Source organism: Ruegeria sp. N7 (assembly GCF_056531345.1).
Genome location: NZ_JBQFLR010000031.1, coordinates 1 through 16362, shown reverse-complemented (window position 1 = coordinate 16362; position 16362 = coordinate 1). Strand labels below are relative to the sequence as shown.

The following is a 16362-nucleotide window of genomic DNA, read 5'->3' as shown; positions in this document are numbered from 1 at the left end:
TTTCAACAAGCCGATCAAGCGCGCGAAGCTACTGGCCTTTTTTGAGACGCTTCCGCCCTGCGTCGTAGGCATGGATGCCTGCGGTTCATCCGACCGTGTTGCACGGATCGTTTCATCGGCGTAGCCAGTTGCTTGATTTAATGACGGGATGGCGGGATGCCTTTCAAGCACAACGCGACGCGGCGGGACAAGTTTGAGAAGGCCAAGTACCGGGTCACGAACTGGCCTGAGTACAACGAGGCGCTTCGCCAGCGTGGTGATGTTACGGTCTGGTTCAGCGAGGATGCGGTATCCGGGTGGTGCGCCCCAAGGTCGGGGAAACGTGGTGGTCAGCGGCAGTATTCTGACCTGGCGATTGAGACCTGCCTGACCCTGCGCGCCGTCTTCGGCCTGCCGCTTCGGCAAACGCAAGGGTTTGTACGAAGCCTACTACGGCTCATGCAGATCGACGTTCCCGTTTCGGATTTTTCCACGCTCTGCCGGCGCGCACAATTGCTTCGGATCACACCGAACACCCGGCCCACGAACGGCCCAGTGACGCTGATCGTAGACAGCACAGGGCTTCGCGTTCACAGCGGTCGAGACTGGATGCAGAAGAAACACGGGTTACCGAAGGCCCGTAAAACATGGTGCAAACTGCACATCGGCTTCGTTCCCGAGAGCGCGGAGCTTATGGCCTCCTGCCTGACAACCGAGCACATCGGAGACGCCGGCGCACTGCCCGAATTGCTGGCTGATGTGGCAGGTCCTGTTCATCGTATCATCGGCGACGGCGCCTATGATGGTGCGCCGACCACAGCGACGATCCGGCAGGCGTTGGGATCGGATGTCGAACTGATCGTACCGCCGCCGAAGAATGCCGTCCCAGGTGATTGCAAAACACGCAACGCCCATATCGACATGATCGCCAAGGGAGGTCGTATGGCCTGGAAGAAGGCCACTGGCTATGGCCAAAGATCACGCGGCGAGGCCCAGATCGGGCGCTACAAACAGGTCATCGGACCGGAGCTGCGCAGCCGCAAAATGGAGAGTCAGACAACCGAAACCAAGATCGCTGTCAAAGCTCTCAACCGCATGACCCATCTCGGTCGTGCGACCTATGAACGTGTCGCATAACGAACCGGGGAAAGGGGCAAATGCGGCCCAGCCGCTATTCGTGCAACACAGTCTTAAAAGCCAAAGCCCATGACAAATGCCACGGCAATCGCAAGAAGGAAGAGGGTTTCGACGACAAGAATAAGGCCATAGCTGGGCTTGACGCGCAGAATGGTGGCAAGGCTGGTTTTCACCCCAAGGGCAGAAATCGCGATGACCAGACACCAGCCGGACAGGGTGGCGATTGCATCGGTGATCACCTGCGGCACCAGCCCGGTATTTGTCAAAATCGCCAGCGCGACAAACATGACAAGGAACCACGGCAGGATGATCTTCTGGGATTGTGCGCCGCGAAAGCTCGCCATGACCACAATCATCACCACCGGCAACAAGGCCACGCGCACCATCTTGACGAAGGTCGCAATCACCCCCGCCTCGTCACTGATCGAATATCCGGCACCAACAACCTGGGCCACATCGTGAATGGTCGCCCCGATCAGAAATCCGCTTTCCAGATCGCTCATCCCCAGGGCCGCAAACAAGACCGGATAGGCAATCATTGCGATGGTCGACAGGGCGGTGACGCCGATCACAACAAACAGCGTATCCTGTTCGCGGTCATCTTTCGCGGGCAGAACCGAGGTGATGGCAAGGGCGGCCGAGGCCCCGCAGATCGCCACAGACCCGCCCGCCAACAGGCCAAAGGCCAGTTTGCGACCGAAGAGAAAGGACAGGATTGCCCCGCAGGCCAGTGTTGCCATGACAAAGCCGACAACCGCGCCCACCGCGCCCAGCCCGACACTTTCCACATCCCCAATGCTTAGATGCAGGCCCAACAGGCCGACCCCGAATCGCAACAGCGTTTTGGCGGAAAACTCCAGCCCCGGGGTGAATTTCTGATCGTCATAAAGAAAGTGGAACGCCATGCCGATCAGCAGTGCAAACAGCATCGCAGGCGCGCCGTAATGTTCGGACAGAAAGGTCGCGGCGGCGGCAATCACGCACACCAGAAGAATGCCACCAAAGTGGGTGTCCCAGCGGGACCTGATCAGCGACACCATGGTTCGCTCCTGACTGCGGGAATGTGAAATTGGCGCGCGCAGCCTGTGTCAGGCCGCACACACCTGGTACTGTCTGGCGTCAGCCGACCCAGCGATTGCTGTGATCAAAGGCCGCGTCGTAACCAAAGAGCGCGACCGACCCGCCAGTGTGCAGGAAGACGACACGTTCGCCTTTCTTGAAGTGACCTTTGCGGATCAGATCAATGAAACCCGCGGCCCCCTTGGCGGAATAGACCGGGTCGAGAAGGATCGATTCCAGCTCGGCAAACATCTGGATCGCCTCGATGCCGCTGTCGGTCGGGATGCCATAACCTTCGCCGACGTAATCGGTGTTGGCGACCACATCTTCGCGCTGCACGACACCGGCACAGCCCAGCTTTTCGGCGGTGGCACAGGCGAGGTTATAGACGTTTTCTTCCTGTTTCGGTTTGGGCGCACGTACGCCGATGCCCAGAAGAGGAATCTGTGCGTTCATTGCTTTCAAACCCACAATCAGACCGGCCTGCGTGCCTGCGCTGCCGGTGGCGTGAACGATGTGGTCGAGCTTCAACCCGCGATCATTGGCTTGCGCCAGCATCTCAAACGCGCAGTTCACATAGCCCAGCGCACCGGTCGGGTTCGACCCGCCCCCGGGGATGGTGTACACTTTTTTGCCATCTGCGCGCAGCTTGTCGGCAGCCGCTTCCATCTCGGCATTCATGTCCAGACCACCGGGGCGCTTTTCGGTGGTGGCGCCATGCAGATGGTCCAGCAGAACATTGCCGTTGTAATTGTAGTTGTGGTTGGTGGAGCCGGTGCGATCCTCCAAAAGGATGTGGCACTCCATGCCCAGTTTCGCCGCAAAAGCAGCCGTTTGGCGCGCGTGGTTTGATTGGGTTGCCCCCTGGGTCATCACCATCTCTGCGCCCTGCAACTCGGCCTCGGCCATCAGGAATTCCAGCTTGCGGGTCTTGTTGCCGCCGGTGGACAGGCCGGTGCAATCGTCACGTTTGATCCAGATTTCCGGGCCGCCGAGCTCTGCGGTCAGACGGTCCAGGCGCTCAAGCGGGGTGGGCAGGTGGGCGATGAAGCGGCGGGGGTAACGGGAGAGATGCATCGGAAAACTCCTAAATTGGTTTTCTCGCATTTTATGGAGGTCATTCCCACTATTCTAATTCGAAATATGCGCTATAAAATGCACATCTTGCATAATATCAGTGTGCCGCTATGGTGACATCATGCAGTTGGATTGGATTGATGACATCCTGGCGGTGATCGACACGGGGTCCCTGACACGGGCGGCAGAGCGGCGGTTTCTGACCCAATCGGCGTTCACGCGGCGCGTGCGATTGATCGAAGAGCGCATCGGTGCACCCCTGTTTGACCGGTCCTGCAAGCCGGTCACCATCCTGCCCGGCGTGCAGGCGACGGAACCAGAACTGCGAGAGCTTGGCGCGCGGCTGCGTCGCCTGCAACACGACTTGAAAGCGGCCGCAGAGGGCGCAAAGCGGGATGTGACTTTTGTGTGCCAGCACGCCATCACCACCACAATCTCGCCGTGGGTGGTGCGGCAACTGACCCAATCGCAGGACATTTCCGTGCGGGTGCGATCCGGAAATCGGGACAATTGCCTGATGCTGCTTTTGTCCGGCGAGGCCGATTTCGCAATGACATATGAACGCCCGGAGGCCCCCGGCCCTGCGGTGCCACAGGCGTTTGAAATGCGGCGGCTGGGCGGCGATACATTGGTGCCGGTGGCGTCACCCGATCTTGCGCTCCACGTTGATGACCCCGAGATCCCGTTCATCTCATATCCCCCAGATGTTTTCCTGGGGCGCCTGTTCAGCCAAAGCATTCTGCCCCTGTTGCCCGAAGGCGTGATGCTGTCCCCAAAGGCGGAAACTGCACTGACGCTTGCCGCCTGTGAATACGCGCTGGATGGCATTGGGGTGGCGTGGTTGCCGCTGACCCTGGTCAAGCGGCATTTAACCGAAGGGCGGCTGCGGCGGTTACATGACCTGCCGCATCAGGATCTGGGCATCATGCTGATCCGCCTCTCTGATCAACAGGGCGAGGGGACCGCGCAAATCTGGTCTGATCTGACAAATATTCCCGAACCGTCCGTGGGACTATAGCGCGTTCCAGACCTGCTCGCCGGTTTTGTCCAGACGCTCAAGCGAGCAGAACAAGGACAGGGTCAGCGTGGCCGGCCAATTTTCCCCGCCAACCTGTGTCATTACCGGGGATCAACTTAATTGAATTTACGCGTTGGGATAAGGGCGGAGGGTGACGGCATTAACCAGGCGACGTCCTGAGCAGAAAAACGACCGCCCTTTTCGGGGCGGCCGCTGTGATGTGCTTTGTCACTTACGCCCGCGAAACGTCGGGTGATTTTAGCACATGGGGCGTATCGTAGGCATCCAGATCCAGTTGATCTTCGGATTTCGCAATAATAACGGTGCAGGCTGCGTCGCCCGTAACGTTGAGCGATGTACGTGCCATGTCGAGAATGCGGTCGATGCCTGCGATGATGGCAACACCTTCCAAAGGCAGGCCAACCGAGCTCAGAACAAGCGACAGCATCACCAGCCCGGCACCCGGCACACCAGCGGTGCCGATGGAGGCAAGTGTCGACGTCAGAATGATTGTGACATATTCCGACATGCCCAGCTCTATCCCAAAGGCCTGTGCCACGAAAAGAGCCGCAACGCCTTGGTACATGGCGGTTCCGTCCATGTTGATTGTCGCGCCAAGCGGCAGCGTAAAGCTTGCAACCGACCGGTTCACGCCAAGGTTCTGCTGAACCGCCGTCATCGTGACCGGCAGTGTCCCCGAAGAGGAGGTGCTGGTGAAGGCCACGATCTGCGGCTCGATGATGCCTTGGAAGAAGCGAATTGGGTTCAAGCGCGCAAAGATCGAAACAAGCCCGCCATAAACAATGACGGCATGCAGAACGCAACCAATATAGAGCGCAGCAATCACGGTTCCCAAAGGCAACAGGAGATCCAGACCATAGGTTCCGGCGACCCAGGCCATCAGTGCAAACACACCATATGGTGCAAAACTGATCACAATCTCAGTCAGCTTCAAGATGACGGAATTTAGGGCTTCAAAGAAATCCCTGACCGGCTTTCCAGCGTCACCCACCAGGTTGATGGCCAGACCGAACATAATCGCAAAGAAAATGATCTGAAGCACGTTGCCATCCGCGGCAGCGGCGATTGGGTTTTTGGGAACGATCCCGATAAGTTGCTGGATGAAAGGCGGAGATGCTTTGGGTTCCATTGCGGCTGCGGTGCTCAGATCAATTCCTGCGCCGGGTTGCAACAGCAGGCCCAAAGCGAGTCCAATCGTGATCGCGAATGCAGTTGTGCCCAGATAGAATACAATCGACTTCAGGCCAATTCGCCCCATGCGGGCCATGTCGCTGACCGATGTCATACCGCAAACGAGCGATACGAAGATCAACGGGACAATCAGCATTTTGATAAGCGACAGGAACAGGGTTCCAATGTTCTTGATCATGCCCGCAATTGCTGCGTTTCCGGTTGCGTTCAGCAACACGCCCGTAACCACCCCAAGAACAAGCGCGATCACGATTTGCTTCCAAAGAAGCATATTCCTCCAAGGTGCCATAAACCCTGTTTTGCGACTGGTATTCATCAATAGGTTCTCCCTTTCCATGGCAGTCAACTGGAATGAGCTGCCTGCAGTCGCCGCAAGGTAACACCGTCGTGCCGGTCATGGTTGCGCAAATAGAGAAACGGCATTGCAATATTTGCAATACCGTTTCTTCTGTCGGATAAAGTTTCGGTGGCGCCTAGAATTTTGCGAGCTGTACACATTTGCGGGCGAGCACATCGGTCGGGTCGACAGGAAGCGCCCCCAATGCGTCTGCGCTTTCAGTCACGATGAGCGGCAATTCCGTACAGCCGAGAATGATTGCCTCGGCTCCGCGCGCAACCAGATGGGAAAAGGCCCGGCTAATCTGTTCTTTGCAGAGGCCGTCGGTATATCCAGCTTTGACGCCAAACGGGCCATAAATTGAATCCATGACTAGGTTTTGATGATCGTCATCGGGAATGATGTGGGCAAGGCCTGCCTCATCAAGTGCTGTCTGATACAAGCCACTTTGTATTGTTCCATCCGTGCCGAGGACCCCGACCACACGCGTCTCTGGGGCGGTTTCTTTAATGTGTTCAGTGGTCGCGGCAAGGATACTGATGATCGGAATATCAAGGTGGCGCTGAATCCGATCGACATACGCGTGGGCGGTGTTGCAAGGGATGACCAGCATATCAGCACCACCGCGTTCCAGTTTTTTGCAGGTAGAATAGAGGGCGACAGTTGGATCGGTGCCTGCGCGGACCAGATTTTCAGTGCGGTCAGGAATCTGCGGGTTCTGTTCAACCAAGACTTTTATGTGATCCTGATCGCGGGTCGCCTCGGTCCCTTTGACCAGTTTGGCAAGGAAATCTACGGTTGCGGCAGGTCCGACACCGCCGACCACTCCAACTTTGAACCGGTGACGGCGGTCTGGCTGGGTCTCTTGCAGGGCGTAATCCGCGTAAACCGCTGCCGTGTCTATGGCCGTCATGTTGTCTGGCAGGTCAAGCTGGTTGAGCAACAAGGGCAGTTCAGAAAGACCGGGCACAAACACGGTCGCGCCTTGTTCGAATAGGTTGGTCAGGGCGGCATTTATGGGTTTCAGAACGTCTTCATTGCAGTGTCCTGCTTTGAAACCGATGCGTCCATATACGGCCTCCATGACGGCACTTTCCAGATCTTCCCGGGGATGGAGGATCTGTATTTCCCTGCCAAACAGGTTCTCGAACAAACCAGTTTTCCTGACAAAAGGCGTCGTGATGACACCAATCTTTGTCGGCTCGGGACGCAGTCTGGTAACGGCGGCGGCGATCGCCTCTGTCATGCTGATCAGCTTCAGTTCAAGCTCGTCCTGCAGTTCATGCAGAAAGCTATGGGTGACAAAACATGGAAGCAGCGCCACGTCACATCCATCCCGTTCCATGCGGGACAGTGTGTCAAAAACATAGAGTTTTCGGTGTGTTGGGCTGTAGCTCAGCTCTTTGGGGGAGGCTGGTTCGCGCAGCGGTTTCTGGTGAAATATCAATTCCCTGTGGTCTTCTTCCGACCTGACCGGTGTCCTTTGAACAATTCTGTTCAGCAGGTCGGCTCCGGCAAGGGCGCCCAGGCCGCCAACGATTCCTATGCGTAAAGATTGGCTTTTGTTCATTGGGCAATCTCCGGAGCCCTGCCGTGCATGTGCTGCAATGCAGTCTCGGCAAGTTCTCCTGGCAAAGCGGGTTTTGCGGCCTCTTGCAGGTTCAAGCCATGCGCCTGTGCATATTTTGCAAGTTTGGTGGCAGCCTCATATCCGATCACCGGGGCCAGTGCGGTGACATGTACAAGGCTGTTGCTCAGCAACATCTCGCATCTTTTCTCATCCGCAACGATACCGTCCACGCAGCGGGTCCGCAGCACATTCATTGCATTGGTCAGAGACCCCATGGTTTCCAACACTTTATGGATGATGACCGGCTCCATCGCGTTGAGCTGGAACTGGCCGGCCTCGGCGGCCATTGTGACGGTCAGGTCATTTCCGATTGCCTGATAGCAAACCTGATTTACAACTTCGGGAATAACCGGGTTTATCTTGCCGGGCATAATGGACGATCCTGCCTGAACCGCGGGCAGAATGATTTCTCCAAGCCCAGCCCGCGGCCCAGAGGACATTAGGCGTAAATCATTACAGATCTTAGACAGTTTGATGCCAACCCGCTTGAGCGTGCTTGAGAACATCACAAAGGCACCCAGATCAGATGAAGCCTCAATCAGGTCCGGGGCCAGTTTAAGTGGCTCGCCGGTAATGTCGCGCAAATGCGCCAAAGCGACTTCGCCAAACCTTTCGGGGGCATTGATGCCGGTGCCAATGGCCGTGCCTCCAAGGTTCACTTCTGTCAGAAGGCGCGACAGGTCCCTCAACCGGTCGGCATCCTCGTTGATTGTTGTGGCAAACCCCCGGAACTCCGCACCAAGTGGCATGGGTACAGCGTCCTGAAGTTGGGTACGCCCGACCTTCATAATATGCTGAAACTCACATGCCTTTTGGTCGAAGGATTTGGTCAGCAGATGCATTGCTTCAATCATAGGCGCGATCCTGGACAGAACAGCCAGACGGATTGCTGTGGGGTAAACGTCATTTGTGGATTGTGACCGGTTCACATCATCATTCGGATGAAGCTGGCTGTAATCGCCATGATCTGCCCCAAGCTTTTCCAGCCCAAGATTTGCAATGACTTCATTGGCATTCATGTTGGTCGATGTGCCAGCACCACCCTGCATGACATCAACAACAAACTGATCGTGATGGCCCCCGGCAATGATCTTGTCACAGACATCCGTAATGGCCGACGCTTTCCGGTGGGGCAGGACGCCCAGGTCCTTGTTGGCCATAGCACAGGCTTTTTTGACCGACGCCAGTCCGACAATCAATTCCGGATAGTGGCTGATCGCCACCCCCGTAATCGGGAAATTTTCCAGCGCCCGTTGGGTCTGGCTGCCCCAGGTCGCTGCCAGCGGGATCTTTACCGGGCCAAGGCTGTCGGATTCGGTTCTGTGTTGTTTCATGATCTGAGACCTTTTTGTGGTCACGCGGCCTGCATCAAATGCGAGGGGCCGAGACTCTGTGAGTGTGTTGGTCTGACCGTACCGCCATCAAGTCCGCCCACCCATGACAACTTTCGCAAAGGTGTTGCGAATTTTGCAACATGCTTCTACCGTGTGAAGTTTCTGCAATTGGAGAATTTAGATGGAGATCGATTGGCTGGAAGACTTCTTGGCACTTTCAGCTGCTGGGGTATTTGCCCGCGCGGCGGATGCGCGCAACATAAGCCAGTCGGCTTTCACGCGGCGGATCAAAAACCTGGAAAACTGGACCGGGACCCCATTGTTTGACAGGAGCGTACACCCGGTTGAGCTTACGTCAGCAGGTCATGCATTCAAGCAAACCGCAATCGACACGGTTGCCGCACTAAAGCAATCCAAAAGCGATATCCGTGGCTTATCTCGTCAGGAAGCATCGGTGCTTGATTTCGTCGCGCTTCATTCGTTGGCAATTTCCTTCTTCCCGAACTGGCTGACACGAATGTCCAGCCATCTTGGTCCCACCAAAACCAGGCTGGTCGCGGAAAACTTCTCCGGCTGCGCCGAGGCAATTTTATCCGGAAGCGCAGACTTTATGTTGTGCTATTCCCATCCGACCGTGCCCACTATTTCAGATGAAAACCGATACCCGTCTTCGACCATCGCAAAAGACCGGATCATAGCCGTCAGCGTTGTCGATGCTGATGGGCGAGCCAAATACAGCTTCGAAGGGGAAAGCCCGGTTCCATTGCTGTCATACACTCCTGACAGTTTTCTGGGCCGCGTGTCCCAGGTTTGTCTGGATCGCGGAGGTCTGAGTCACATTGTGAGCCCCATCTATGAAAACTCCGTTGCCGAGGCGCTTAAGTCCGCTTGTCTTGCGGGAATTGGCGTTGCATTCCTTCCCGAAAGCGCGGCGGATCGAGAGTTGAAAGACGGGAGTTTGCAGAAGATCAGCCAACCAGAATTCGAGCTTTCAATCGACATCAAACTCTACCGTTCGATCGAGAGGTCCCGAGCAGAGTTGGAACGCTTTTGGATGATGGCTCAAAACCTGTAAGGCACATCGCAAGTCTGTAATGGAGAAGGGTGATGCTTACGGCGGGTTTCCTGGCCCTTACTCTGTTTCGGCGACCATCTTTCTGAAGTTCGTACCGCGCGGGTTGGAAACGTGGGTGTAAAGAATAATATCCAGCGGCAGGCGGCCGTATTCCGGAGAGAGGATGACGGCATCGCCAGTAATTATGTGATTCTGGATGAGCGAGTGAGGAACCCAGGCAGCGCCGCTTCCTTCCAAAACCATCTGGGAGATCCCCACCGAAAACGCGCTTTCCACAGCCGATCTTCCCGTCCAGGCACGGTCCGCTTTAGCTTGATGCAGTAAAACAATCTGCCCAAAAAAGCTGTCTGCGGGGAAATCAATGCAGGGGGCGTCCGGTGGTAGGATCTGACCTTCCAGCAGCTCATATTTTAATGCGCCTCCGACGACCGGAAGCAAAGTGTCCCGCCGCCAAATGTAACGATCAACGGTGTCGTCGAAAGGCACCTGGGGCAGCTCACGGAATTCATAGCTCACCAGAATGTCGCATTCATGGCGCAGGAATGTGGACATCGCTGTCACCTGGTTCTGCGTGCGCAATCGGATTTGCGGCAATCCGCTGCGTGCGCGGAGTTTGCGAAGAATCTCCGGAACGACGGACACCGAAAGCGAGTGCTGCGTCGCCATCACCAGCGGTTCTCCGATGCCTTCCGGGTTATTAAGATGCCCATGCAATTGCCGCAAATGCGCGAGCAGCGACCGGATTTGAGGTTCGCTTTGTAGTAGCGTCGGAGACAGCTCTACCCGGTTGGCCTCACGGACCAGCAAGCTTTTTCCGATCCAATGTTCCAGTGATCTAATGCGCCGTGAAAAGGCGGGTTGTGTTACATTCCTGCGCGCGGCAGCGGCGGTCAGGCTGCGCTCTTCCAACAGGATCAGAGCGTCTTCTAGAAGGCGTGTATCCATGCTTACCCATACCTTATGTACGGGTACACTGCAATATTGGCATTATCCTACACGATTTTTTGCGTTTAGCCTTACTTAGAATACGCAAGGGGAATGTACACAATGCAAACCGCAGCGGCAGAAGGTGCTATGGCAGTGGGCGGCAACCTCGCGCTTGTAAGGCGCGCGCTTGAGAACTTTCCACGTGTGCGTTTTGGTCATTTTCCGACCCCTTTGGAGCCGCTGGAAAGGTTGAGCGACGAGCTGGGCGGGCCGCGCATCTGGGTCAAGCGCGATGACTGCACGGGCCTTTCGTCGGGCGGCAACAAGACTCGCAAACTGGAATTTCTGATGGCCGACGCCATGAAGCTGGGTGCTGACACAGTGATCACACAAGGCGCCACCCAGTCCAATCATGCACGACAGACAGCAGCCGCAGCAGCCCGGTTGGGGCTGAACTGCCATATCCTGCTTGAGGATCGCACCGGGTCGAATGACGAGACTTATAACTTCAACGGTAATGTTCTGCTGGATCAGCTACATGGCGCAACCGTTTCCAAACGAGCAGGTGGTGCCGACATGAACGCTGAAATGGAAGCCTTGGCCAGCACGCTGCAAGATCAGGGCCGCAAGACCTACATCATCCCGGGCGGCGGCTCCAATCGCGTTGGGGCGTTGGGTTATGTGAATTGTGCCGCCGAGTTGGAAGAGCAAGCCGGAAACATCGGTCTCAAGATTGACGCCCTGGTTCATGCCACCGGCAGTGCGGGAACCCAAGCAGGACTGGTGGCTGGACTTGCTGCCCTTGGCAGCAACATTCACTTGCTTGGGATCGGTGTTCGGGCACCTCAGGGGAAACAGGAAGGCATGGTCTATGACCTGGCCTGCAAGACCATGGATTACCTTGGAATGGGGGCCGTGATTGAACGTACCTCGGTGCGCGCGAACTGTGATTATGTTGGCCCAGGCTACGGCCTGCCGACCGACGGCATGCGTGCGGCGCTTCTGAAACTGGCTCAACTCGAAGGGCTTTTGTTTGACCCGGTCTATTCGGGCAAAGGGCTCGATGGCCTGATTGATCAAGTTCGCAAAGGCTACTTCGAAGGAATGGATAATGTTGTGTTTCTGCACACCGGTGGAAGTGCAGCGTTATTTGGATATTCCGGCATTTTCGATCTGCCGGGCTATCAGGACTAACAAAAGCAACAGAAACTAAGGGAGAAAACCATGAAATATATGAAACCAGCGGCCGTATTGGCTTTTGCCTTGGCCTTTTCTGCTCCGGCTGTGGCTGAGGATCGCACGGGAACTTTGGCCAAGATTGACGCCTCGGGCGAAATTGTCATTGGACACCGGGAAAGCTCTGTTCCGTTTGCCTATCTGGACGAGAACCAAAATCCGGTTGGGTATTCGATCGACCTTTGCATGAAGGTGGTCGAAGCGGTTTCCGCCGAGCTGGGTAAGGAACTGACGATCAAATATGTGCCGGTGAACCCCAAGACCCGGATTGCACTGATGGCCAATGGCACGATTGACCTTGAATGCGGCTCGACCACGAACAACCTGACCCGTCAGGAGCAGGTCGAATATCTGCCCACGACCTTCATCACCGGTACCAAACTGATGGTCCGTAAAGACTCCGGCATCAATTCGGTTGCAGATCTGGGCGGCAAGGCCGTTGCGTTGGCGCAGGGCACCACCAACGAGCGTGCCGTCAAGGCGGCAATTGAAGAGCTGGGGCTGGACGTGAAGGTTCTTCCGGTGCGGGATCATGCCGAGGGCATGTTGTCTTTGGAAACTGATCGTGTGGATGTCTATGCCACGGATCACATCCTTCTGTTCGGGCTCATTGCAAAATCCAAGACCCCCGAAGATTTCGCGGTGGTCGGTGATTTCCTGTCTTTCGATCCCTATGCGTTGATGGTGCGCCGCGACGACAGCGCCTTTGAACTGATCGGCAAGAAGGCTATGGCAGATGTGTTCCGCTCGGGTGAGATCAACGACATCTATGCCAAGTGGTTCGATCCGCTGGGTGTCGGTCAGACAGACCTGCTGAAGGCTGCGTTCCAGCTTAATGCGCTGCCGGAATAACCTCCTCCTGTAGCAACACTGTCGGGCCTGCACCGTGCGCGGGAGGCCCGGCACCATTCTTATCAGGGTAGAAAGCATGAACTACAACTGGAACTGGGGTGTCCTCTTTGAAGAGGAATACCTTGGCTGGCTGATATCGGGGCTGGGGTGGACCTTTGCGGTCGCGCTTGTGGCCTGGGTTCTTGCGCTGGCCGTCGGTGTTCTAATTGGCGTCGGGCGCACACTGCCATCGCGGCCTGTTGCCTTACTTTGCACCACCTACGTTGAACTTTTTCGTAATGTGCCGCTTCTTGTACAACTGTTCCTGTGGTACTTCGTCATGCCTGAGATCGTTCCGGACGATCTGGGTCGTTGGATGAAGCGGGACATGCCAAATCCCGAGTATGTTACGGCTGTTATCGGTCTAGGACTTTACACCGCAAGCCGCGTTGCCGAACAGGTTCGTGCCGGGATCAATGCCGTCGGTCACGGGTTGACCAGCGCAGCCTATGCCAATGGCTTCTCGACTGCGCAGACATATCGCTACGTGTTGTTGCCGATTTCCTTCCGGTTGATCGTGCCGCCGATGACCTCTGAATTCCTGACTATCTTCAAGAATTCCTCACTGGCGCTGACCATCGGCCTTCTTGAACTGACGGCGCAAAGCCAGCAGATCGCGGAATACACTTTTCAGGGATTTGAGGCCTTTACCGCAGCGACGGTCATCTACGTCGTCATCGCTCTTGGTGCGACAGTCATCGCGCAGACTCTTGAAAAATACACCCGCATCCCGGGTTTTGTCGGAAAAGGCTGAATTATGGGTGATTTTGATCTTTCCGTCATCTGGAACAATCTTCCATTTCTGTGGCAGGGCTTGCAGCTCTCGCTATGGCTTACCTTTCTTGCTGTGATCGGCGGTATCATTTTGGGGACCGGCCTTGCCTTGATGCGGCTATCTGGTATCGCGCCATTGGCTCTCCTCGCCGCAGGTTATGTGAACCTGATCCGCTCGGTGCCGCTGATCTTGGTGATCTTCTGGTTCTACTTCCTGGTGCCTCTTGCTTTGGGTCGACCGATTGGCGGCTTCTATTCAGCGCTGATCGCCTTTGTCATGTTCGAGGCGGCCTACTATTCAGAAATTATCCGGGCAGGCATTCAGTCAGTCCGCAAAGGACAGGTGCATGCCGGACAGGCCACTGGCCTCAGCTACTGGCAGATCCAGCGCTATGTGGTCCTGCCACAGGCGTTCCGGAACATGATCCCGATCCTTGTGACGCAGGGCATCATTCTGTTCCAGGATACCAGCCTTGTCTTTGTTGTCAGCTTGCGCGACTTCATGACCGCCTCATCTATTGTCGCCCGAACCGAGGGCCGGCTTGCTGAGATGTATATCTTCGCCGCCCTTGTCTACTTCAGCATTTGCTTCGCCGGTTCACTTGTTGTCCGGCACCTTCAGAAGGCCAAAACAGCATGATCAGCATTGAAAACATCTCTAAATGGTACGGCAACTTTCAGGTGCTGACCGATTGCACCACCAACGTCAAAAAAGGCGAGGTTGTAGTGGTCTGCGGTCCGTCCGGATCAGGAAAGTCCACCCTTATCAAATGCGTTAACGGGTTGGAGCCGGTGCAGCAGGGCCGCATTCAGGTTGAAGACGTGGATGTCACCGCAAAAGGCACCAATCTTACCAAGCTGCGCTCGCGCATTGGTATGGTGTTCCAGCACTTTGAGCTTTACCCACATATGAGCGTGCGCGAGAACCTTTGTCTGGGTCAGCAGAAAGTCCTGGGCCGGTCACGTGACGAGGCCAACGCCAAAGCTGAAGCTCTGATCAATCGGGTTGGGCTCCTGCCACATATCGAAAAATTTCCCGGGCAGCTTTCAGGTGGACAGCAGCAGAGGGTCGCCATCAGCCGGGCGCTGGCTATGGACCCGATTGCGATGCTGTTTGATGAACCGACTTCGGCCCTTGATCCGGAAATGATCAATGAGGTTCTGGATGTGATGGTCGAACTGGCAAAGGACGGTATGACAATGATGGTTGTCACGCACGAGATGGGCTTTGCACGCAAGGTGGCGGATCGGGTGGTGTTCATGGATGCCGGTCTGGTAATTGAAGACCGTCCCACCGAGCAGTTTTTTGGCAACCCGGAAAGTGATCGAGCGCAGGATTTTCTGAGCAAGATTCTGAACCACTAGGCCTGCGATGCCGGGCAAGCGTTTGAAACTGGTTTCAGATTATAGGAGACACACAGCGTGTTGATGAGTAAACTTTTCCCCTGCTCTCGCTGGAAAAGAGGTTGAAAATGACAAGGGGTACGGCCAGCCAATCAGATATGCGGGACGCGCTGGCAGCACGACTAAACCACCTCGCCAAACAGGTTGGGTCAGTGAAATTCTTGACTGATGTTGCAGGTGTGAACCGTACGCAAATGAGCCGATACTTGGCCGGAACTTCGGTGCCCAGGGCCGAGCTTTTAGCTCAGGTTGGAAAGCGCCTAGCAATCCCCTTGGATTGGTTTTTTGAAACTGGAGAGCCGGGTAGAGACCTTGCAGAGCTCAAATTTGGGATGTCTTTCCGGAACGCAGTTGTCGATAGGAAATTTGGTTGTGTCGCGAATTTTGACCGAGGTTGACGAAATCGCGTGCCCTGGTGCTTGTTGCTTTCAAATCAATCGCGAGCAGGTTTCAGAATGGTTTCTTTGAAAGGCTGCCACTTCCCGAAGGATGTGGTTTTGTACGCTGTGTTTTTCTATTTGCGCCACACTGTTTCCTATCGCGACCTTGAAGAAATTATGGCTGAACGGGGCGTTTCCGTCGATCACGCCACGTTGAATAGATGGGTTGTAAAATATTTTCCGATGATCGCTGCGCGGGCGCAATCGAAAAAGCGTCCAACACAGAAATCTTGGAGAATGGACGAAACCTACCTCCGTGTGCGCGGTAAGTGGGTGTATCTCTATCGGGCCGTCGACAAAGCAGGGAACACCCTTGATTTTATGCTGTCTGAGCGAAGAAACGGTCCCGCAGCAACCAGGTTCTTTACCAAAGCGCTGTCATCAAACGGAATCCCAGACAAAGTCGTCATCGATAAGAGCGGAGCCAACGCAGCCGGCATTCGAGAAGTGAACAGGATTCTGAAGCGGTTTGGTTGCCAAGCCAAGGTGCAGACAATCAGGTCCAAATTTTTGAACAATATGATCGAGCAGGATCATCGGTTCATAAAACGGCGTGTTCGACATATGTGTGGGTTCAAATCATTCGCATCCGCGTCCGCTACGTTGGATGGCATCAAAGTCGTCAACATGATCCGGAAACAGCAATTCTTCAGCGCAGCCACCTCTGGCTTTCGGGTGTTTGCTGAGATCGTAGGATAAGTGTGCCTAGTAAGACGCTTACTTTGATCGTTCCAAAAATTTGCAACACAACCGTTCCAGGTTCTGATGGAATGGACATCCCCTGATCTCTCATCTGGTAGGTTTTGGAGATGGAAACCATCAGGAGGGTAGC

The 16362-nt window shown here is 55.5% G+C and carries 15 protein-coding genes; 9 read left to right on the top strand and 6 right to left on the bottom strand.

The window, feature by feature from the left end; translation table 11 throughout:
- Window positions 1–156 precede the first annotated feature (156 nt).
- Window positions 157–1116 carry an IS5 family transposase gene (locus tag ACR0ES_RS19680; protein WP_480773483.1) on the top strand — a complete coding sequence of 320 codons (960 nt, stop codon included), beginning with the start codon at window positions 157–159 and terminating at the stop codon, window positions 1114–1116.
- A 53-nt stretch (window positions 1117–1169) separates the two neighbouring features.
- Here ACR0ES_RS19680 and ACR0ES_RS19675 read toward each other — a convergent pair whose 3' ends face one another.
- Both ACR0ES_RS19675 and cuyA (ACR0ES_RS19670) read right to left on the bottom strand, forming a co-directional pair.
- A complete protein-coding gene (locus tag ACR0ES_RS19675; RefSeq protein ID WP_480484736.1) occupies window positions 1170–2156 on the bottom strand; it encodes a YeiH family protein in 987 nt (328 codons plus the stop codon).
- Between the two features lie 79 nt (window positions 2157–2235).
- Window positions 2236–3252 (bottom strand): D-cysteate sulfo-lyase, encoded by a 1017-nt coding sequence (cuyA, locus tag ACR0ES_RS19670; protein WP_480484735.1) that lies wholly within the window; start codon window positions 3250–3252, stop codon window positions 2236–2238.
- 121 nt (window positions 3253–3373) lie between these two features.
- On the opposite strand from cuyA (ACR0ES_RS19670), the gene ACR0ES_RS19665 reads away from it, so the two are divergent.
- Window positions 3374–4270: a LysR family transcriptional regulator gene (locus ACR0ES_RS19665; RefSeq protein ID WP_480484734.1), complete on the top strand. Its 897-nt coding sequence runs from the start codon at window positions 3374–3376 to the stop codon at window positions 4268–4270.
- A 232-nt stretch (window positions 4271–4502) separates the two neighbouring features.
- Here the strand turns inward: ACR0ES_RS19665 and ACR0ES_RS19660 are convergent, their stop codons facing one another.
- The 3 genes from ACR0ES_RS19660 to ACR0ES_RS19650 all read right to left on the bottom strand — a co-directional run bounded on the left by ACR0ES_RS19660 (window position 4503) and on the right by ACR0ES_RS19650 (window position 8783).
- The gene (locus tag ACR0ES_RS19660) at window positions 4503–5753 is read right to left on the bottom strand and encodes a dicarboxylate/amino acid:cation symporter (RefSeq protein ID WP_480529164.1); all 1251 of its coding nucleotides are present in this window, start codon (window positions 5751–5753) and stop codon (window positions 4503–4505) included.
- A gap of 202 nt (window positions 5754–5955) precedes the next feature.
- Window positions 5956–7389 carry a cysteate racemase gene (cuyB, locus tag ACR0ES_RS19655; protein WP_480871559.1) on the bottom strand — a complete coding sequence of 478 codons (1434 nt, stop codon included), beginning with the start codon at window positions 7387–7389 and terminating at the stop codon, window positions 5956–5958.
- Window positions 7386–8783 carry an aspartate ammonia-lyase gene (locus ACR0ES_RS19650; RefSeq protein ID WP_480484731.1) on the bottom strand — a complete coding sequence of 466 codons (1398 nt, stop codon included), beginning with the start codon at window positions 8781–8783 and terminating at the stop codon, window positions 7386–7388. Before ACR0ES_RS19650 ends, cuyB begins: the two co-directional genes overlap by 4 nt.
- 181 nt (window positions 8784–8964) lie before the next feature.
- Here ACR0ES_RS19650 and ACR0ES_RS19645 point away from each other — a divergent pair, with 181 nt between their 5' ends.
- Window positions 8965–9858 carry a LysR family transcriptional regulator gene (locus ACR0ES_RS19645; RefSeq protein ID WP_480773481.1) on the top strand — a complete coding sequence of 298 codons (894 nt, stop codon included), beginning with the start codon at window positions 8965–8967 and terminating at the stop codon, window positions 9856–9858.
- 57 nt (window positions 9859–9915) lie between these two features.
- On the opposite strand, the gene ACR0ES_RS19640 is transcribed toward ACR0ES_RS19645, so the two are convergent.
- Window positions 9916–10803, bottom strand: a complete 888-nt coding sequence (locus ACR0ES_RS19640) for a LysR family transcriptional regulator (RefSeq protein WP_480773480.1) — start codon at window positions 10801–10803, stop codon at window positions 9916–9918.
- Between the two features lie 129 nt (window positions 10804–10932).
- On the opposite strand from ACR0ES_RS19640, the gene cuyA (ACR0ES_RS19635) reads away from it, so the two are divergent.
- The 6 genes from cuyA (ACR0ES_RS19635) to ACR0ES_RS19610 all read left to right on the top strand — a co-directional run bounded on the left by cuyA (ACR0ES_RS19635) (window position 10933) and on the right by ACR0ES_RS19610 (window position 16229).
- Window positions 10933–11979: a D-cysteate sulfo-lyase gene (gene cuyA / locus ACR0ES_RS19635; RefSeq protein WP_480508395.1), complete on the top strand. Its 1047-nt coding sequence runs from the start codon at window positions 10933–10935 to the stop codon at window positions 11977–11979.
- A gap of 30 nt (window positions 11980–12009) precedes the next feature.
- Complete coding sequence (locus ACR0ES_RS19630) at window positions 12010–12873, top strand: amino acid ABC transporter substrate-binding protein (protein ID WP_480484728.1); 864 nt, start codon at window positions 12010–12012, stop codon at window positions 12871–12873.
- Between the two features lie 76 nt (window positions 12874–12949).
- Window positions 12950–13666: an amino acid ABC transporter permease gene (locus ACR0ES_RS19625; protein ID WP_480484727.1), complete on the top strand. Its 717-nt coding sequence runs from the start codon at window positions 12950–12952 to the stop codon at window positions 13664–13666.
- 3 nt (window positions 13667–13669) lie between these two features.
- Window positions 13670–14326: an amino acid ABC transporter permease gene (locus tag ACR0ES_RS19620; protein ID WP_480484726.1), complete on the top strand. Its 657-nt coding sequence runs from the start codon at window positions 13670–13672 to the stop codon at window positions 14324–14326.
- On the top strand, window positions 14323–15051 hold the full coding sequence (locus tag ACR0ES_RS19615; RefSeq protein WP_480484725.1) for an amino acid ABC transporter ATP-binding protein: 729 nt from the start codon (window positions 14323–14325) through the stop codon (window positions 15049–15051). Before ACR0ES_RS19620 ends, ACR0ES_RS19615 begins: the two co-directional genes overlap by 4 nt.
- Window positions 15052–15545: 494 nt before the next feature.
- Complete coding sequence (locus tag ACR0ES_RS19610) at window positions 15546–16229, top strand: IS6 family transposase (RefSeq protein WP_480773478.1); 684 nt, start codon at window positions 15546–15548, stop codon at window positions 16227–16229.
- Window positions 16230–16362 lie beyond the last annotated feature (133 nt).